13 protein-coding genes are annotated in these 17136 nt (G+C 61.3%); 4 read left to right on the top strand and 9 right to left on the bottom strand.

Annotated elements, in window-relative coordinates:
* Positions 1–2 precede the first annotated feature (2 nt).
* Genes H043_RS0107575 through H043_RS0107585 form a run of 3 tightly spaced genes read right to left on the bottom strand, consistent with a single transcriptional unit; the run spans position 3 to position 1748 of the window.
* Positions 3–263 carry a phosphopantetheine-binding protein gene (locus tag H043_RS0107575; protein WP_007967290.1) on the bottom strand — a complete coding sequence of 87 codons (261 nt, stop codon included), beginning with the start codon at positions 261–263 and terminating at the stop codon, positions 3–5.
* Complete coding sequence (locus H043_RS0107580) at positions 244–1053, bottom strand: 1-acyl-sn-glycerol-3-phosphate acyltransferase (RefSeq protein ID WP_027611343.1); 810 nt, start codon at positions 1051–1053, stop codon at positions 244–246. The genes H043_RS0107575 and H043_RS0107580 overlap by 20 nt, the downstream gene beginning before the upstream one ends.
* Positions 1029–1748, bottom strand: coding sequence for a beta-ketoacyl synthase chain length factor (locus H043_RS0107585; protein WP_027611344.1), 720 nt, complete (start codon positions 1746–1748; stop codon positions 1029–1031). The genes H043_RS0107580 and H043_RS0107585 overlap by 25 nt, the downstream gene beginning before the upstream one ends.
* Positions 1749–2109: 361 nt before the next feature.
* Here H043_RS0107585 and H043_RS0107590 point away from each other — a divergent pair, with 361 nt between their 5' ends.
* Positions 2110–2880 (top strand): ParA family protein, encoded by a 771-nt coding sequence (locus tag H043_RS0107590; protein WP_027611345.1) that lies wholly within the window; start codon positions 2110–2112, stop codon positions 2878–2880.
* A 131-nt stretch (positions 2881–3011) separates the two neighbouring features.
* On the opposite strand, the gene trxC is transcribed toward H043_RS0107590, so the two are convergent.
* The 5 genes from trxC to H043_RS0107615 all read right to left on the bottom strand — a co-directional run bounded on the left by trxC (position 3012) and on the right by H043_RS0107615 (position 12099).
* Complete coding sequence (trxC, locus tag H043_RS0107595) at positions 3012–3446, bottom strand: thioredoxin TrxC (protein ID WP_027611346.1); 435 nt, start codon at positions 3444–3446, stop codon at positions 3012–3014.
* Between the two features lie 80 nt (positions 3447–3526).
* Positions 3527–4990, bottom strand: a complete 1464-nt coding sequence (gene selO / locus H043_RS0107600) for a protein adenylyltransferase SelO (protein WP_027611347.1) — start codon at positions 4988–4990, stop codon at positions 3527–3529.
* Positions 4991–5038: 48 nt separating this feature from the next.
* Positions 5039–8392 (bottom strand): mechanosensitive channel MscK, encoded by a 3354-nt coding sequence (gene mscK / locus H043_RS0107605; RefSeq protein ID WP_027611348.1) that lies wholly within the window; start codon positions 8390–8392, stop codon positions 5039–5041.
* A gap of 34 nt (positions 8393–8426) precedes the next feature.
* Positions 8427–10169, bottom strand: coding sequence for a potassium/proton antiporter (locus H043_RS0107610; protein ID WP_027611349.1), 1743 nt, complete (start codon positions 10167–10169; stop codon positions 8427–8429).
* Positions 10170–10473: 304 nt separating this feature from the next.
* Positions 10474–12099 (bottom strand): methyl-accepting chemotaxis protein, encoded by a 1626-nt coding sequence (locus H043_RS0107615; protein WP_027611350.1) that lies wholly within the window; start codon positions 12097–12099, stop codon positions 10474–10476.
* Positions 12100–12377: 278 nt separating this feature from the next.
* On the opposite strand from H043_RS0107615, the gene H043_RS0107620 reads away from it, so the two are divergent.
* From H043_RS0107620 to H043_RS0107630, 3 genes are all read left to right on the top strand, one after another.
* Positions 12378–12608, top strand: a complete 231-nt coding sequence (locus H043_RS0107620) for a hypothetical protein (RefSeq protein ID WP_003220969.1) — start codon at positions 12378–12380, stop codon at positions 12606–12608.
* Complete coding sequence (locus tag H043_RS0107625) at positions 12605–12907, top strand: cell division protein ZapA (protein ID WP_027611351.1); 303 nt, start codon at positions 12605–12607, stop codon at positions 12905–12907. Before H043_RS0107620 ends, H043_RS0107625 begins: the two co-directional genes overlap by 4 nt.
* 99 nt (positions 12908–13006) lie before the next feature.
* A complete protein-coding gene (locus tag H043_RS0107630) occupies positions 13007–14944 on the top strand; it encodes a methyl-accepting chemotaxis protein (RefSeq protein ID WP_027611352.1) in 1938 nt (645 codons plus the stop codon).
* A gap of 144 nt (positions 14945–15088) precedes the next feature.
* On the opposite strand, the gene H043_RS0107635 is transcribed toward H043_RS0107630, so the two are convergent.
* Positions 15089–16891, bottom strand: coding sequence for an acyl-CoA dehydrogenase (locus H043_RS0107635; RefSeq protein ID WP_027611353.1), 1803 nt, complete (start codon positions 16889–16891; stop codon positions 15089–15091).
* Positions 16892–17136: the final 245 nt, after the last annotated feature.

The raw sequence follows: 17136 nt of genomic DNA on the forward strand, positions 1-17136 counted from the left end.
TCTCAAGCTGCCTGTTTTGCCGTGACGAACGCCGCAAGGCTCGCCACATTGGTGAAGTGGTTACGGGTGTCTTTGGCGTCGGCGTCGATCTTGATACCGTACTTTTTCTGGATCGCCAGACCCAGTTCCAGTGCGTCGACCGAATCCAGGCCCAGGCCTTCGCCGAACAGCGTCTGCTCGTCGCCGATGTCGTCGACGCTGATGTCTTCGAGGCCCAGGGCGTCGATGATCAGCAGTTTTATTTCACGGTGCAGATCGCTCATCTTCGGCGAGCTCCTTAATGTAGTAAGAGTGCAAATAATCATTGAGCTTGCGCGAGGCCTGCGGTGCCGGGCCTTGCGTGGCGAAAGTCTGTGGATCTATATCGGCCCCGACACGAAAACTGAAGTGCACGCGGCGGTGGGGGATGCGATACCAGGGTTCGGCCTTGGTCAGGGTGGTCGGATTGACCTTGATGACCACTGGCGTAAGGATTTTCGCACCGCGCAGGGCAATCGCTGCAGCCCCCCGATGAAAGGCTGGCGCCTGACCCGGTTGAGTGCGCGTGCCCTCGGGGAAAATGATCAGGGTCTGGCCGTTTTGCAGGGACTCGGCGGCAGCGTCGAGCATGTCCATGCTGCCGTCGTTGCTGATGTATTCGGTACTGCGCAGCGGGCCGCGGGTGAAGGGGTTTTCCCACAGGCTTTTCTTCACCACGCAATTGGCCTGGCGCACCAGGCCGATCAGGAACACCACGTCGATCAGCGACGGGTGGTTGGCGATGATCATCTGCCCTGGACGCCCGAGGCGTTCGGCCCCTTGAATGTCATAAGTCAGCACACCGGTGCGGGCCATGAACCGCACGAAAAACCAGAACAGCCGACTGACGGTTTGCCGCGCGCGTTGACGATGCCTGAGCGCGTCACCCGGCAGACAGCCGAGCAGCGGAAATACCAGCAAGCGCAGGCACAACCCGCCGAGCCCGAACAGGGTGAAACTGGCGGCGGTGGCCAGCAAGCGCCAGTAATAGGCGTCGCGGTTCTTCTCGGTCACGGGTTGCGTTGCCAGGTCCATACACGATTTTTCCAGGCATGTTGGCAATGGGTTTGCTGACCGAGCAGGGCGCGCAACAGATTCAGCGCGTGGGGCCAGTGCGCTTTGGACACTGTTTCCTGGCCGCTGTTCAGGGTCAGCCGCCAGTCGGTACCGGGGGTGAGCAGCAGACCCAGCGCATAAGGGAATGGCACGTCGTCGACCCACTGCGAATAGGCCTGTGGCGGCTGTTCTTCGGTGATGATCAGCAGCACCGCGGGAGCGCCTTCAGCGAGCAGGGCGGAGGCTTCAACGATGCCGTGTTCCAGGCCATCGCCTGCGGCCGCCAGGGCCGTCATTTCGCTGTTTTCACCGCGCATGATCGACCACAGACCAATGATCGCGTTGTGCACCGACAGGCTGAACTGGGTCGGCGACAACGGCTCGTCCTTGGCCAGATCACTGAGGATCTCGAAGGTGCGCGGGGTTTCGCCGTGTCGTGAAACAAACACCAGCGGCAGGTTCTCCCGTCCGTCGGCCAGCGGCCAGCCGACGCTGAACGCCATCCGCGCCAGACGGCTGAGGCGTCGGCGCTGCATGGCTGGCAGAAACGACACATCGGGCGCGGCATCGCTGCTCGGGAGTACGACCGGTTGTCGGCTCCAGGCCTGCCACGCGTCCACGCTGTCGAGCCCCGGGGCCCACGCGCGCCATTGGGCGATGTTGAAGTTGATCACGGATGTTCATCCCGCCCCTGCGGGCTTTTATGACGCTTTGAGTCGCCAGGGCCGCGGCTGACCTGAGGTGGCGCATGGCGCCGGGTGGCGCGCATTATCCCGGTGCGACGAGTGTGTAGCAAATGTTGGTTACGTTTTACGCAACGAAATGTACCGAGTGGTTCGTGGAAAAAATGTCATTTGGCCATTATCCGGATCGTGCGGGATTTGTCTGTCGGGCATATCAGCGCACTCGGGAGGTTTTTACCCGCCGTGCCCGCTGATTTTTGCGCCTGACTCTGTAGTCCGCTTCGTTGAAGGTAGCGAAGCGCACGCACAGGCAACTACACTCGGTCATTCTTTGATACACGGAGGTTTTGTCATGCGGCGCGTGGTGTTCAATCAGAAAGGTGGCGTGGGCAAATCCAGCATTGCCTGCAATCTGGCAGCGGTGAGTGCCAGCGAGGGCTATCGCACGCTGTTGGTCGACCTCGATGCTCAGGCCAACTCCACTCAGTACCTGACGGGGCTCACCGGCGATGACATACCGATGGGCATTGCCGACTTCTTCAAGCAAACCTTGTCATCAGGGCCGTTCTCGAAGAAAAACCAGGCCGACATCTACGAAACCCCGTTCGACAACCTGCACATCATCACCGCTACCGCTGAGCTGGCCGACCTGCAGCCCAAGCTCGAGGCCAAGCACAAGATCAACAAGCTGCGCAAATTGCTCGATGAGCTGGATGGCGAATACGACCGGATTTATCTCGATACCCCGCCAGCATTGAACTTCTATGCAGTGTCGGCGTTGATCGCCGCCGATCGGGTATTGATTCCCTTCGATTGCGACAGCTTCTCGCGCCAGGCGCTATACGGGCTGCTGGCGGAGATCGGAGAGTTGAAGGAGGACCACAACGAAGGTCTGGAAGTCGAAGGCATCGTGGTCAACCAGTTCCAGGCCCGGGCCAGCCTGCCGCAGCAGATGCTTGATGAGTTGATCGCTGAAGGTTTGCCGGTGCTGCCGGTGTACTTGAGCAGCTCGGTGCGCATGCGTGAGTCGCACCAGGCCAGCACCCCGCTGATCCACCTCGACCCGAGGCATAAACTGACGCAGCAATTTGTCGAACTGCACAACCTGCTCGAAGACCACTGATTTCCGGATTTCACTCCACTCTCCTGTGGGAGCGAGCCTGCTCGCGAAGAGGCCAGCACGTTCAACATCTCTGTTGACTGAACGGGCGCGTTCGCGAGCAGGCTCGCTCCCACATTGGGTCCTCCGGAGGGTCAGATGCCCTGGCTACGCAGCCACGCCATCAACTGTGGCAACGGAAACGCCCCGCTCTGGCGCGCCACCTCCCGCCCGTTCTTGAACAGAATCAGGCTCGGAATCGAACGGATCCCCAACTGCGCCGACAACTGCTGATTGGCCTCGCTGTCGAGCTTGGCCAAGCGGCACTTGCCCGCCAACTGCGCGGCCGCCTGCTCGAATACCGGCGCAAAGGACTTGCACGGCCCACACCAGTCCGCCCACACATCCACCAACAACGGCAGATCCCCTTTGATCTGGCTGGCGTAATCGCCTTGCTTGAGTTCGAACGGCTTGCTCAACAGCACCGCGGACTTGCAGCGCCCGCATTTCGGTTGATCGCCCAAACGTTCGGCGGGGATGCGGTTGAGGCCGTTGCAGGCGGGGCAGGGGATGAGGAGTGGAGTGGTCATGACGGGCTCGGTTTAAGTTGATATCTCGTACGACTGATCTGGAGTCGTACGAGGCGTTTATCAAGGTTGAATCCGGAGCCTCAAGACGAACAACTGATCTCCAGATGCTTGCCCCACTCCGGCGGCCGCTCGGCATAACCTTCCATCCCCGGCTGCTCGTCGAACGGTTTGCTCAGCACCGCATGCAGGCGGCGTACTTCGGAGTAGTCGCCTTGTTCGGCGGCGTCGATGGCTTTTTGCGCCAGATAGTTGCGCAGGATGTACAGCGGATTGACCGCGTGCATCCGTGCACGGCGCTGTTCCTGATCGCTGTCGCCATCGCGGGCAACCCGTGCCACGTAGCGCTCGCCCCAGGCATCGAAGCCTTTGATGTCGACGAAGTCATCGCGCAAGCGGGCGACAGCCTGTTCTGCGGACTCCTCACCGAGATGGCGGAAGAACAAGGTGTAGTCGACGCCGCTGTTCTGCATCAGTTGCAACAGGTCTTCGAGCAGTTTCTGGTCGTCATCCTCGGCGCTGGTGAAACCGAGGCGGCGGCGCATCAGGTCGAGGTAGTGCGCCTGGAACAGCGGCAGGTACAGGCCGAGGGTTTCGCGCAGGGCTTCGACGCTGATGAACGGCGTCAGGGCCTGGGCCAGAGCGCTGAGGTTCCACTGGCCGATCGGCACCTGGTTGCTGAACGAGTAGCGGCCCTGATCATCCGAGTGGTTGCAGATGAAGTTGGCGTCGAAATCGTCGAGGAAGGCGAACGGGCCGAAGTCGAAGGTGATGCCGAGGATCGACATGTTGTCGGTGTTCATTACCCCGTGGCAGAAGCCATAGGCCTGCCACTTGGCGATCAGTTCGGCGTTGCGCTCGACGATCTCGCGGAACATCGCCAGATACGGTTCCGGTTGCTCCAGGCACTCGGGATAGTGCATCGCCAATACGTGTTCGCCGAGCAATTTCTGCTGCTCGGGACGCTTGGTGTAGTAGAAGTATTCGAAGTGGCCGAAGCGCACATGGCTTGGCGCCAGACGCAGCACCATCGCCGCGCGTTCCTGCTTTTCGCGCCACACCGGAGTGTCGGAGCCAATCACGCAGGCGGCACGTGAAGACGGGATGTTCAGCGCGTGCAGCGCCTCGGAGGCGAGAAACTCACGAATCGACGAACGCAGCACCGCGCGGCCATCGCCCATGCGCGAAAACGGCGTCTGCCCGGCGCCCTTCAGATGCAGGTCCCAGTGTTCACCGGCGTTGTTGTAGACCTCGCCGAGCAACAACCCGCGACCATCGCCCAGTTGCGGCGTGTAGCCGCCGAACTGATGCCCGGAATAGACCATCGCCCGTGGTTCGGCATCGGCCCACAACTTGTGGCCGCCGAACAGTTCAGCGAATTCCTGAGTCTCAGCGGTTGCCGGATCAAGATCGAGCAAGGCCAGGGCCGCCGGGCTGGCGACGACCAGACGCGGGTTGTCGATCGGCTCGGGCAGCACGTGGGCGGAGAACGCATCGCCCAGGCGGGCGAAGCGATTGTCGAAGGTCAGTTCGTCGAGGGCTTTCAAGGGCCGGCTCCAGCAGAATGTCCGAGCATTCTGCTGGGATCAGACCGGTTAGTCGAGTTTGGCCGGCGGCGGCTCTTGCAGCGGCTTTTGCTCGGCGCCAATCGGCACGATGGTTTTGTTCTCGTCCTCGATCGGCACCAACTTGTATTCCTGGCCATGAAGGTTTTTCAGATACACCTCCATCTGGCGGAACGAGATGTTGATGTGCTGCTTCTTGAACTCGCGGTTGATGAAGCGGTTCACTTCGTCGATCACCGGGTTACGGTCACCGAGGTCGCGCACATGCATGCGCAATTCGTGATCGAGGGTGCTTTCGCCGAAGTTGAGGAAGTACACGTGCGGCTCGGGCTCTTTGAGCACGCGCGGGTTTTCCCGGGCAGCCTTGAGCAGCAGTTCCTTGACCAGATCCAGGTCGGAGCCGTAATCCACGCCGAGTTTCAGGGTGACGCGGGTGATGGTATCGGTCAGCGACCAGTTGATCAGTTGCCCGGTGATGAACGTCTTGTTCGGGACAATGATGTCCTTGCGGTCGAAATCGGTGATGGTCGTGGCGCGGATGCGGATCTTGCTCACCGTGCCCGACAGGTTGCCGATGGTGATGGTGTCGCCGATCCGCACCGGACGCTCGAACAGGATCATGATGCCGGAGATGAAGTTGGCGAAGATCTCCTGCATACCGAAACCGAGGCCGACCGACAGCGCCGCCACCAGCCATTGCAACTTGTCCCAGCTGACGCCGAGGGTCGACAGGGTCGAGACAAAACCGACACCGGCGATCACGTAAGACAGCAGCGTCGTGGTCGCATAGGCGCTGCCCTGCGCCAGATTGAGTTTCGACAGCACGAACACTTCCAGCAGACCCGGCAGGTTGCGGGCGAGGGCGAAGGTGATGCCGATGATGATCAGCGCGCCGAGCATGTCGCCGATGCTGATCGGCACCATGCTCATGTTGGCGCCAGTGCCGCTGGTGTATTCGTAGAGGGTGATGTTGTCGAGGTACGAGAACACCGAGATCAGGTCGGCCCAGACCCAGTACAGCGCGGCGATGAAACCGCCGAGCAGTGCCAGACGGATCAGGCGCAGCGACTGTTCGTTGACCTTTTCGATGTCCAGGGTCGGCTCTTCGATCACCGCTTCGCCGTCGCCGGCCTCTTTCGCCGCCTGACGTTTGGCCAGGGCGCGCTGATAGGCCAGACGGCGTGCGGCGACCGCCAGACCGCGCACGAACGTGGCTTCGATCACCAGCCAGAACATCAGCAGGTACAGGGTGTTGATCAACCGGTCGCTGAGTTTCAGCGCGGTGTAGTAGTAGCCGAAGCACACCGCGACGAACAGGGCGATTGGCAGCAGTGTGAACATCACGCCCACGGCCCTGCGGAACAATGAGGTGTTTTCGTGGGCCGGACTGCTGATCAGCAGACGGCTGAGCAGCCACGCCATCAGGGCGTAGCAGGTCAATACCACCGGCATGCCGAGCACGTCGTCAGCCAGCGCTGCCGGTTGCAATTCGGCCACCGCCACCACGGTCACCAGCGCCATCACCACCAGCCCGAGGCGACGGATCCAGCCCTGAAGGAATTCGACCTGCGGTTTGTCCCAGCGGAAGTGCAACTCCGCCACACCGCCCGGCGAGAGAATCCGGTAAGCGGTGTAGAACACCAGCCACGCCTGGCCCATTTGCAGCAACGCCGCGCCCATGTTGGCGTTTTGCCCGCGGGCGTCGATCTGCAAGGCCAGACCGCACAGGCCCAGGCCCAGCGCTACCGGCATCGCCAGCAAAATGTTGATCAGAATCGCCTGGGGCGTATGCCACTGGCTGTCACGCTTGAAGTGCCCGATGTCCTGGTGAACCTTGTTCAGGCGCGCATAAAGCGCCTTGCGCCGCCACAGCAGAGCGCCGATCAGCAAGGCCAGCGGCAGGAACAACAGCGGGCGCTGGGTCAGGCCGTCGGTCAGCTCGCTCAGGCTTGAGGCCAGCGGCAGGGTGTCGATCTGGCGCTTGAGCCGCTCTGGCACGTCGCGAATCCATTCCGCGTCCAGCGGCTTGTTGCTGGGGATCCAGAACATCTGCTCGTCAAGGGTCGCGCGCAGGCTCTGCGCGGTGCTCAGCAATTGTTTCTGGTTGAGTTGCAGGGTGATCGATTCGTTGAGCACTGCGCTCAGTTCGCGGTTCAGGCGCTCCAGCAGGTCGGCGCGGGTGTTGGCCAGTTCCATCAGGCTCTTGCGCAGTTGCGGGGTGACTTGTTCCGGCGGCTGGGTGGAGAGCAGGTTGTCGACGTAGGTCGCCGGATTGCTCAGGAGTTCGCGCTGCTGGCTGACTTCGAACTGATACAGGCGAATATCGGCGATCTGGTCCGCCAGATCGCGGTCGACCTTGAGTCGCGGCAGCGCCTGTTTCTGCTTATAGAGAATCTTCGACAGCAGCAGACTGCCCTTGAGCACGTTGATCTGCTCGTCGAGGGCCGAGTCGCTTTGGGTCAGGCTGTCGAGTTGCTGTTTGGTCTGCAGGTTCTGTTGAGTGACTTCGTTGAGGCGGTCGGTGCTTTTGAGCAGGTAATCGGAGAGCTTGAGGTTGGCCGCACTTTCGGTGGCGAGCAGGCTGCTGCCGCCGGCCTTCTGTGCTTCGATCGACTGCTGGGTCACGGTTTCCTGAGATTGCGCCAGACGCTTCTGGTTGATCAAGGTCTGCAGTTCCTGGATCTCGCGATCGAGACGGTCGGATTTCTCCGAGAGCAGGTCGTGCTGACTGTTGCCCAGATCCTGCAGCTGGCTGTTGCCCGCCAGTTCCTGGCGGCGCAGCGGAATCAGTGAGTTCAACGCGGCGAGCTCGGCGTTCAACTGGTCGCGCTGCTCGGCGCTGACGGTCTTGCCCGCGTCCTTGCCGGACTTGAGGATGTTGTTGATCTGCTGGATGCGCGTCTGGCTGGCAGAGATTTCCGCCTGCGCCCGCTCGGGACGGGTCTGGGCAGTGATGATCAGGCTGTTGGCATCGGCCAGGGCTTTTTGCAGGTCGCTCTGCTGGGTCGAGCGATCGGTGAGGATCTGCTCCAGTTGCTGGATCGACTCTTTGGTGAAGCGCTGCGCCACCGGCACCACTGGCGTGGCCTTGAGGCGCGTCAGTTCGCGGGTGTTCTCGATGGTCTGCCGAGGGGCGGAGGCCAGTTGCTGCTTGAGGTCGATCAGCTTCTGGTCGTAATCACGCCGGCTGTTGAGTTGATTGAGCGTGGTTTGCAGGACCGTCTGCAGGCTCTTTTTGTCGGCATCCGGCAGTTTGCTGTCGGCCAGTTTGTCGAGGCTGGCCTGCACGGCTTCGCTGGACGGCGGTTCGGCGGCGTAGAGCGGGCCGACGGAAAGACTCAGGCCCAGCAGGGCCGCGAAAAAGAAAGAGCGCAGGGTAGGCATAGAGACCGGTCAAGCAAGTGAGAGTGGACGCAGTTTAGAGGAAGAGACCGGGGCCCGGGCGACTTCCTTCGGGGAATCTGACGCCCACTTTGCCGATCTTGTTCCCGTCCATGACCGCGACCGTCCAGTGAGTGTTGTTCCACTCCACCTGGTCGCCAACGATCGGTGCCCCCCCGACCTTGTGGGCAATGAACGCACCCAGGGTCATGTCCGGATCGATGCCCTCGGCCGGTAGGCCATACAGCGCGGCAACCGCTTTAAGCTGGGCGTCTCCTTCGAGCACGAAGTCGCCGAAGAAGCGCAGATCGAGGCCGCGTTGCGGCGCCTGGCTGAACAGTTTTCCGAGCGCTGGCAAGTTGTGTTCATGGCCGATAACACACAGCAAATCATCGACTTCCAGCACCGTACTACCCGACGGATGGAGCAGTTGCTGGCCACGAAACAGGGCGGCGATACGTGTGCCTTCGGGCATTTTCAGCTCGCGCAGGGGCGAACCGATGCACCATTTCTCGGCGCCGAGCTTGTAAACGAACAGCTCCCACTCGCTGGTGATGTGCACTTCCAGTGCCGAACGGGAAATCGGCGCCGGCTCCGGCGGGACCGTCACCTTCAACAGTTTGGCCACCCACGGCAGGCTCGTGCCCTGCACCAGCAGCGACACCAGCACAATGAAGAACGCGAGGTTGAAGTACAGCTGCGCATTCGGCAACCCGGCCATCAGCGGGAACACCGCGAGAATGATCGGTACCGCGCCGCGCAACCCGACCCAGGAAATAAACGCTTTCTCGCGGCCGTGGAACGCCTTGAACGGCAGCAGGCCGACCAGTACCGACAGCGGCCGGGCGAACAGAATCATCCATAGCGCCAGACCCAGCGCCGGCAGGGCGATCGGCAGCAGATCGTGCGGAGTGACCAGCAGCCCCAGCACCAGGAACATGCCGATCTGCGCCAGCCACGCCATGCCATCGAGCATGTGCAGAATGCCGTGACGGCTGCGCACCGGGCGGTTGCCGATCACCAGACCGCACAGGTACACCGCGAGGAAACCGCTGCCGTGCAGGGCGTTGGTCAGGGCGAACACCACCAGGCCGCCGGCGATCACTAGAATCGGGTACAGGCCGGTGGCGAGGTTGATCCGGTTGACCAGTTGCAGCATCAGCCAGCCACCGCCGAGGCCGATCACGCCGCCGATGCCGAACTCGCGGATCAGGTGGGTCAACAGGCTCCAGTGCAGGCCGGTCTGGCCGCTGGCGAGCATGTCGATCAGGGTCACGGTGAGAAACACCGCCATCGGGTCGTTGCTGCCGGATTCGATTTCCAGGCTGGCGGTCACCCGTTCGTTGAGGCCCTTGCCGCCGAGCAGCGAGAACACTGCGGCGGCGTCCGTGGAGCCGACGATGGCGCCGATCAGCAGGCCCTGGATCAGGTTCAGGTCGAACAGCCATGCCGCGGCCATGCCGGTCAGCCCGGTGGTGATCAGCACCCCGACCGTCGCCAGCGATAGCGCCGGCCACAGGGCCACGCGGAAACTCGAAACGCGAGTGCGCAAGCCACCGTCGAGGAGGATCACCGCCAGTGCGAGGTTGCCGACCAGATAGGCCGTCGGGTAGTTATCGAAAATGATCCCGCCGCCATCGACCCCGGCCGTCATGCCGACCGCGAGGATGATGACCAGAATGGGGATGCCGAGACGGGAGGAAAGTGAGCTGACAAGAATGCTCGCACCTACCAGCAACGCGCCGATCAAGAACAGGCTGTTGATGGTCGTCGCATTCAAAGGCAGTACTCCAGAAGCGTAAAGACGGGCACAAACTGACCATGCAGTCTGCGTGCCAGCGATTCTAACCTGTTGAAATGTGATGCTGTCAAAAAGCTTTTTACGTGGGCATCACATTGAATGGGCACCGAATGAAAACTGTGGTGAGGGGATTTATCCCCGATGGGTGGCGAAGCCGCCCTAAACGCTGAATGCGAGGTGCATCAGATACACCATCGCACGATGGTTTTACGACTGCTTCGCAGCCGATCGGGGATAAATCCCCTCGCCACAAAGGAGCTTCTCCAGCCGCTGCATGGGTGGATTACAGGCTGAACCGCCCGACCATGTTGTTCAGATCCAGCGCCAGGCGCGACAGCTCGTTGCTCGCCGCACTGGTCTGATTCGCGCCGGTAGCCGATTGCACCGACAGGTCGCGGATGTTCACCAGGTTGCGATCCACTTCGCGGGCCACTTGTGCCTGTTCTTCAGCGGCGCTGGCGATCACCAGATTGCGCTCGTTGATCTCGACGATCGCGGTATTGATGGTGTCCAGCGACATCCCGGCACCCCGCGCGATGTTCAGCGTCGATTCGGCGCGCTCGGTGCTGTTGCGCATCGAATCCACGGCGTGTTCGGTGCCGCTCTGGATGCTGCCGATCATGCGTTCGATTTCGCTGGTCGACTGCTGGGTGCGATGCGCCAAGGCACGCACTTCATCGGCGACCACGGCAAAACCGCGACCGGCTTCACCGGCACGTGCCGCTTCAATTGCCGCGTTCAGGGCCAACAGGTTGGTCTGATCCGCCAGGCCACGAATCACGTCCAGCACCTTGCCGATGTCACGGGATTCATTCGCCAGATCGCCGATCAGGGTCGCAGTGCTCTGCACATCGGCGCTCATGCGTTCGATGGCGCTGACCGTTTCTTGTACCAGATCACGGCCGTCGCCGGCCGAGGTGGTGGCGTTCTTCGAGGCTTCCGAAGTGCTCACCGCATTGCGCGCGACTTCTTCCACGGCGCTGGTCATCTCGTTGACAGCGGTGGCGGCCTGCTCGATTTCGTTGTTCTGCTGGGTCAGGCCACGGGCGCTTTCGTCGGTGACGCTGTTCAGCTCTTCCGCTGCAGATGCAAGCTGGGTGGCCGAGCCGGAGATGCGCTGCAGGGTGTCGCGCAGCTTCGATTGCATTTTGGCCATGGCCGCCAGCAGACGCCCGGCTTCGTCGGTGCCGTCGACGTGGATCGGCTGGGTCAGGTTGCCTTCGGCGATGGTTTCCGCCGCGTCCAGCGCTTTGGAAATCGGCTTGGTGATGCTGATGGTCAGCAGCCAGGCGAACAGGAAGGTCAGGCCGGTCGCCACGACCAGCAGGGTGACCACCAGATTGAACGCCGAGGAATACTGGTCGACCGCCTCTTGATTGGTCTGGCTGATCTGCTCGCCGTTGATCTGCATCAGGCGGTTGAGCACGGTGTTCATCGCTTCGGAGTTGTTCAGCAACTCGGTGTTGAGCAGGTTGCGCAACTCGTCCACCTGATTGTTGCGCGACAGGCTCTTCATCCGGTCTTCGATCTGGCGGTACTGGCCGAGCAACTGCACATATTGATCGTAGGCCGCGCGTTCCTGCGGGCCGCTGATCAACGGCTCATAGGCCGTTTGGGCGGCGCGGATCTGCTGGTTGCGGGTGTCCAGCAGTTCCATGGTCTTCTGCTGCACGTCCGGCTCGCGATTGACCAGCAAGCGGTAGGACAGCACCCGCAGGCGCAAGGTCAGTTGGGTGAACTCGTCGAGGTTCTTGATGCTCGGCACGCTGCTGTTGGTGATGTCCTCGGCAGCGCCGCGGATTTTGCTCATCTGGTTCAGGGCGAACACGCCGAGAATCAGCATCAGGCCGCCGATCAGGGCGAAGCCGGTGAACGCCCGGGGGGCGATATTCATATTGCGAAGGGACATGGCGCGGATACCAAAAAGGGCCGCATCCATGCGGGCTGAGACTGCTGTATGGATGACTTATCGGTCATACGACTAAAGTCTTGAGGGACTGTGCGTATTTGTCGCATATGGGCCTGAGCGACGAAGTGCAGGAACCAGATCGGCAGATCACAGTCTTTTAAACTCGCGAGAACGGTCGGCCGCCAGGAAAATCAAGGCCTTGCGCCGGTATAACCCTGGCATCCGCAGTGACTTTTCTTTATCGTACGCGCCCTTTGAAAAACGCCTGGAAGATCAAAATGTTGGAAGCATCCCTCAGCCAATTGGAACAGCTCGTCAGCGACCTGGTGCAACAGAACCAGACCCTCACGCAAACCAACCAGACCCTGTCCACGGAACTGGCCCAGGCCAAGGATGAAAACGAAAGCCTGCAACTGAGCCTGATGGAACAGGAAGAGAAGCACGGCGCCACCGCAGCGCGCATCCAGGCTCTGGTTGATCGCGTCAACGCAGGCCCTGTCAGCGCATGAACCACGGCACCGCAGGGGTAAAAGTCATCTCCATTCTCGGGGAGGACTATTCGATCAAGGCACCGGCCGGGGAAGAACAGACCCTGCTGGATGCCGCACTGATGCTTAAAGCCGCACTGGCCGACACCAAACGCAAATACCCGACACTGATCGGTGACCGCTTGCTGGTGCTGGCAGCGATGAACCTGTGCTCGCAGCAGATCGAAATGAAGAAGCAGCATCAGGCAGAACTCGACCGTTACCAAGAGCAAGTCAGCGCCACGGTCGACACCATCGCCAAGACCATCAATCAGGGCTGATTGGGTTGCGCACAACCAAAGAATAAATTGTCGATCAGGTTGTATACAATCGGCACGGCTGTTGCATTGTTTCGGCCACTTATTCTTTGGGGGTGCTCCATGCAGTTGTGGCGACGCAGTATTCAATGGCAGCTGATTCTCAGCATGGGCACCGCCCTGCTGGTCAGCATCCTTATCGTGGTTGGCATTTATACCCTGGTGGTCAACCGCCTCGCCCAGAGCTATCTGGTCGAACAAGCGCTGCCGTCGAGCATCGAAGCGACGCGCAACGACATCGAACGCATCCTCGTCCAGCCGCTGACCGCCGCCAAAGACATCGCCAGCAATTCCATGGTGCGCGACTGGTTGGCGTCGGGTGAAGACAGCAGCAAAACAGCGGCCTTCGCGCAGTATCTGGAGGGCATCCGCGCCGAACATAAAGCCTTCACAGCACTGATCATCGGCACCGATTCCAATCACTACATCACCGAAAAAGGCCTCGACCGCACCCTCAGTCGGGCCAAACCGGCCGATGCCTGGTTTTATTCCTTCCTCGACAGCCATCAGCCGCGCACCCTGAACATCGACAACGATGGCGCCACCGGAGAATTGGCACTGTTCATCGACTTGAAGGTCGAGCAGGCCGGCAAAGTGGTCGGCGTCGCGGGACTGGGCCTGAGCATGAAAGAGCTGTCTGAGCTGATCCACAACTTCAGCTTTGGCGAGCGCGGTAAGGTCTATCTCGTGCGTTCCGACGGTTTGATCCAGGTTCACCCCGAGGCGCAGTTCAGTGGCAAGCGCACCCTCACGGAGCAGATCGGTGCGTCGGCGGCGCAAGCGGTCATGGGTCAAAAAGTTGCCACCAGCAGTTCCTTCCAGCGCGATGGCGAAGACTTCCTCGCCTTCAGCCTGCCGCTGCGCGATCTGGGCTGGACGCTGGTGGCCGAAGTGCCGCAATCGCAGATCTACGCCGAAGCCCGCAAGGCGATGTGGATGAGCGGCGGCATCGGTCTGGCGGTGGCACTGGTGTGCCTGGCGCTGGTGGTGTGGCTGGCCCAAGGGCTGGTGCGACCGATTCGTCAAGTAACAGCCGCGCTGGTAGCGATCGGTAGCGGCGGTGGAGATTTGACCCATCGGTTAGATTCCAGCCGCGCCGATGAACTGGGCGACCTGGCCCGAGGCTTCAACCGTTTCCTCGACAGCCAGCGCGGGCTGATCGGCGAAGTCCTGACCACCAGCGAACGTCTGCGCACAGCCGTTGGGCAGGTGGCGAAGGTGGTGGAAAACACCGCTGAACGCTCCGGGCGTCAGCAGGAAATGACCGACATGGTCGCCACGGCGGTGCACGAGATGGGCCTGACTGTGCAGGAAATCGCGCAGAACGCCGGCAACGCCGCGCTTGCCTCACAAACTGCTCGCGATGAAGCGCTGCAGGCACGAGAAGTGGTCGGCGGCTCGATCCGTCACATCGAAAGCATGTCCGATGAGATTGGCGTGGCGGCGGGCGCGGTGGGTGAGCTGGCGCATCAGGTGGCGTCGATCGATTCGGTGCTGGCGGTGATTCGCGGGGTATCCGAGCAGACCAACTTGCTGGCGCTCAACGCGGCGATTGAAGCGGCGCGGGCCGGAGATATGGGGCGCGGGTTTGCCGTGGTGGCGGATGAAGTGCGCACCTTGGCGCGCAGAACCCAGGCCTCCACCGACGAGATTCAGCAAATGATCGGCAGCCTCAAGCAAGGCGCCGAGAATGCCGTGTCATCGATGCGTACGGGTCAGGCTGCGACCGGCACCGGGGTTGAGTCGAGCCAGCGTACCGGCGCGTCGTTGACTGCGATTACCGGGCAGGTCGAGCGCATCAGCGACATGAACCATCAAGTGGCAACCGCGACAGAAGAACAGTCGGCGGTGACTGAAGAGATCAACCGCAACGTGCAGGGAATTTCCGATCTGGCCCGCGCCACGGCGGGCGAGGTGCGGGCGTGTCGCGAGGATTGTCAGATGTTGCAGCGGTTGGCGGATGATCTGGCAAGGCAGATGGGTGGGTTCAAGTTGAGCTGATTGATGCGTAGCCTGGGCTGATGCCTTCGCGAGCAGGCTCGCTCGCACATTGGCTCCGGTGTGTTCACATAAGCCGTGATCACCTCAATACCTGTGGGAGCGAGCCTGCTCGCGAATGGTTTCAGCCGCTAAAAAGCTCCTGGATCAAAACCACGCATCCTGCATCGCCAGACACGTATCATCCCGCGCCTCCAGCAACGCCAGCTCATGGTGACAGCCCGGCACTTCCCACGTCAGGAAATACCGCGCCGCCTGTAGCTTGCCCTTATAGAAGTCAGCATCCGCCGTATTGCCCTTGGCCAGCCCCTCCTCGGCGCGGATCGCCTGTTCCAGCCAGCGCCAGCCAATCACCGTGTGCCCGAACACTTTCAGGTACAGCGCCGAATTCGCCAGGCTGCTGTTGACCTTGCCCTGCGCTAGATCGGTGAGCAAACCGATGGTGACTGTTTGCAGGCGCGCCACCAGTTGCTCCAGTGGCTCACGCAGTGCGGTCAACGATTCATACGCGGTCGCGCGCTCGGCGGTGTTGGCGATCAGACGGATCAGTTGCTTCAATCCGGCGCCGCCGTACTGCGCCAGTTTGCGCCCGAGCAAGTCCAGCGACTGAATGCCGTGAGTGCCTTCGTGGATCGGGTTCAGGCGGTTATCGCGGTAGTACTGTTCCACCGGGTATTCGCGGGTGTAGCCGTGACCGCCGAGGATCTGGATCGCCAGTTCGTTGGCCTTCAGGCAGAACTCCGACGGCCAGGATTTGACGATCGGCGTCAGCAAGTCCAGCAGCTCGTGGGCCTGTTTGCGCTCGGCTTCGGTTTCCAGCGTGGTGGTGTCATCGAACAGCCGCGCCGCGTACAGGCCGAGGTCAAACGCCCCTTCGACGTAGGATTTTTGCGTCAGCAGCATGCGTCTGACGTCCGCGTGCTGAATGATCGCCACCGGCGCCGTGCTCGGATCCTTGCTGTCCGGCACTCGGCCTTGCGGGCGTTCGCGGGCGTATTCCAGCGAGTACAGGTAGCCGGCGTAACCGAGCATCACTGCGCCCATGCCGACGCCGATCCGCGCCTCGTTCATCATCTGGAACATGTAGCTCAAGCCATGATGCGGCTTGCCCACCAGATAGCCGACGCACTCGCCGTTATCGCCGAAGTTCAGCGCGGTGGAAGTGGTGCCGCGCCAGCCCATCTTGTGGAACAGCCCGGCCAGCAGCACATCATTGCGCTGGCCGAGGCTGCCGTCATCATTGACCAGAAACTTCGGCACGATGAACAGCGAAATACCTTTCACGCCTGGCGGCGCGTCGGGCAGTTTGGCCAGCACCATGTGCACGATGTTTTCCGACAGCGGATGATCGCCGCCGGAAATGAAGATCTTGTTGCCCTTCAGGCGATAGGTGCCGTCAGACGCCGGCTCGGCGCGGGTACGAATATCCGACAGCGAGGAACCGGCGTGCGGTTCGGTCAGGGCCATGGTGCCGAAGAAACGGCCGTCGATCATCGGTTGCAGGAATCGCTGTTTCTGCTCGTCGGTGCCAAAGCTTTCGATCAGATTGGCCGCGCCCATGGTCAGGAACGGGTAGGAAGTAGTCGCCGCGTTCGCCGCTTGAAAGTGCGCAAAGCAGGCTTGCGACAACAGTGTCGGCAGTTGCATGCCGCCGGCTTCGAAGCTTCGCGCGGCATTGAGGAAGCCGGCCTCGAGGAACGCGTCCACCGCCGGTTTCACTTCGGGAATCAGCATCGCCTGACCGCTCTCGTAGCGCGGCTCGTTCTCGTCGCCCTTGCGGTTGTGCGGTGCGAAGTATTTCTCGGCGATGCTGCGCGCGGTGCCGATGGCCGCGTCGAAGGTCTCGCGGTTGTGTTCGACGAAGCGCTCACGCCGGGTCAGGCCCTCTGCATCGAGGACTTCGTACAGCTCGAAAGCCAGATTGCGGGAACTGAGCAGCGTCTCGGACATGGCGGCCTACCTGAAAATTGGGGTTGGGCCGAGTCTAGGCTTGCTGATAAAGGCTGAACAGGATGATTGATGACGGTGATGTTGGAGCCGAGCACCGACTTAACAAACACCCCAAAACAACTGTGGGAGCGGGCTTGCTCGCGAATGCGGTGGATCAGTCACTGGAGATGTCGACTGACACAACGCCTTCGCGAGCAAGCCCGCTCCCACATTGGGATTTGATTGTCAGGCAACCATCGCGGTTG

The sequence above is a fragment of the Pseudomonas sp. URIL14HWK12:I6 genome (genome assembly GCF_000514195.1).
In the GTDB taxonomy this organism is placed as follows: domain Bacteria; phylum Pseudomonadota; class Gammaproteobacteria; order Pseudomonadales; family Pseudomonadaceae; genus Aquipseudomonas; species Aquipseudomonas putida_A.

Coding starts and splice junctions, on each gene's coding strand:
- H043_RS0107590 (WP_027611345.1), top strand. CDS start 2,110: ATGCGGCGCGTGGTGTTCAATCAGAAAGGTGGCGTGGGCAAATCCAGC.
- H043_RS0107635 (WP_027611353.1), bottom strand. CDS start 16,891: ATGTCCGAGACGCTGCTCAGTTCCCGCAATCTGGCTTTCGAGCTGTAC.
- H043_RS0107620 (WP_003220969.1), top strand. CDS start 12,378: ATGTTGGAAGCATCCCTCAGCCAATTGGAACAGCTCGTCAGCGACCTG.
- H043_RS0107630 (WP_027611352.1), top strand. CDS start 13,007: ATGCAGTTGTGGCGACGCAGTATTCAATGGCAGCTGATTCTCAGCATG.
- H043_RS0107615 (WP_027611350.1), bottom strand. CDS start 12,099: ATGTCCCTTCGCAATATGAATATCGCCCCCCGGGCGTTCACCGGCTTC.
- mscK (WP_027611348.1), bottom strand. CDS start 8,392: ATGCCTACCCTGCGCTCTTTCTTTTTCGCGGCCCTGCTGGGCCTGAGT.
- H043_RS0107575 (WP_007967290.1), bottom strand. CDS start 263: ATGAGCGATCTGCACCGTGAAATAAAACTGCTGATCATCGACGCCCTG.
- H043_RS0107580 (WP_027611343.1), bottom strand. CDS start 1,053: ATGGACCTGGCAACGCAACCCGTGACCGAGAAGAACCGCGACGCCTAT.
- H043_RS0107625 (WP_027611351.1), top strand. CDS start 12,605: ATGAACCACGGCACCGCAGGGGTAAAAGTCATCTCCATTCTCGGGGAG.
- trxC (WP_027611346.1), bottom strand. CDS start 3,446: ATGACCACTCCACTCCTCATCCCCTGCCCCGCCTGCAACGGCCTCAAC.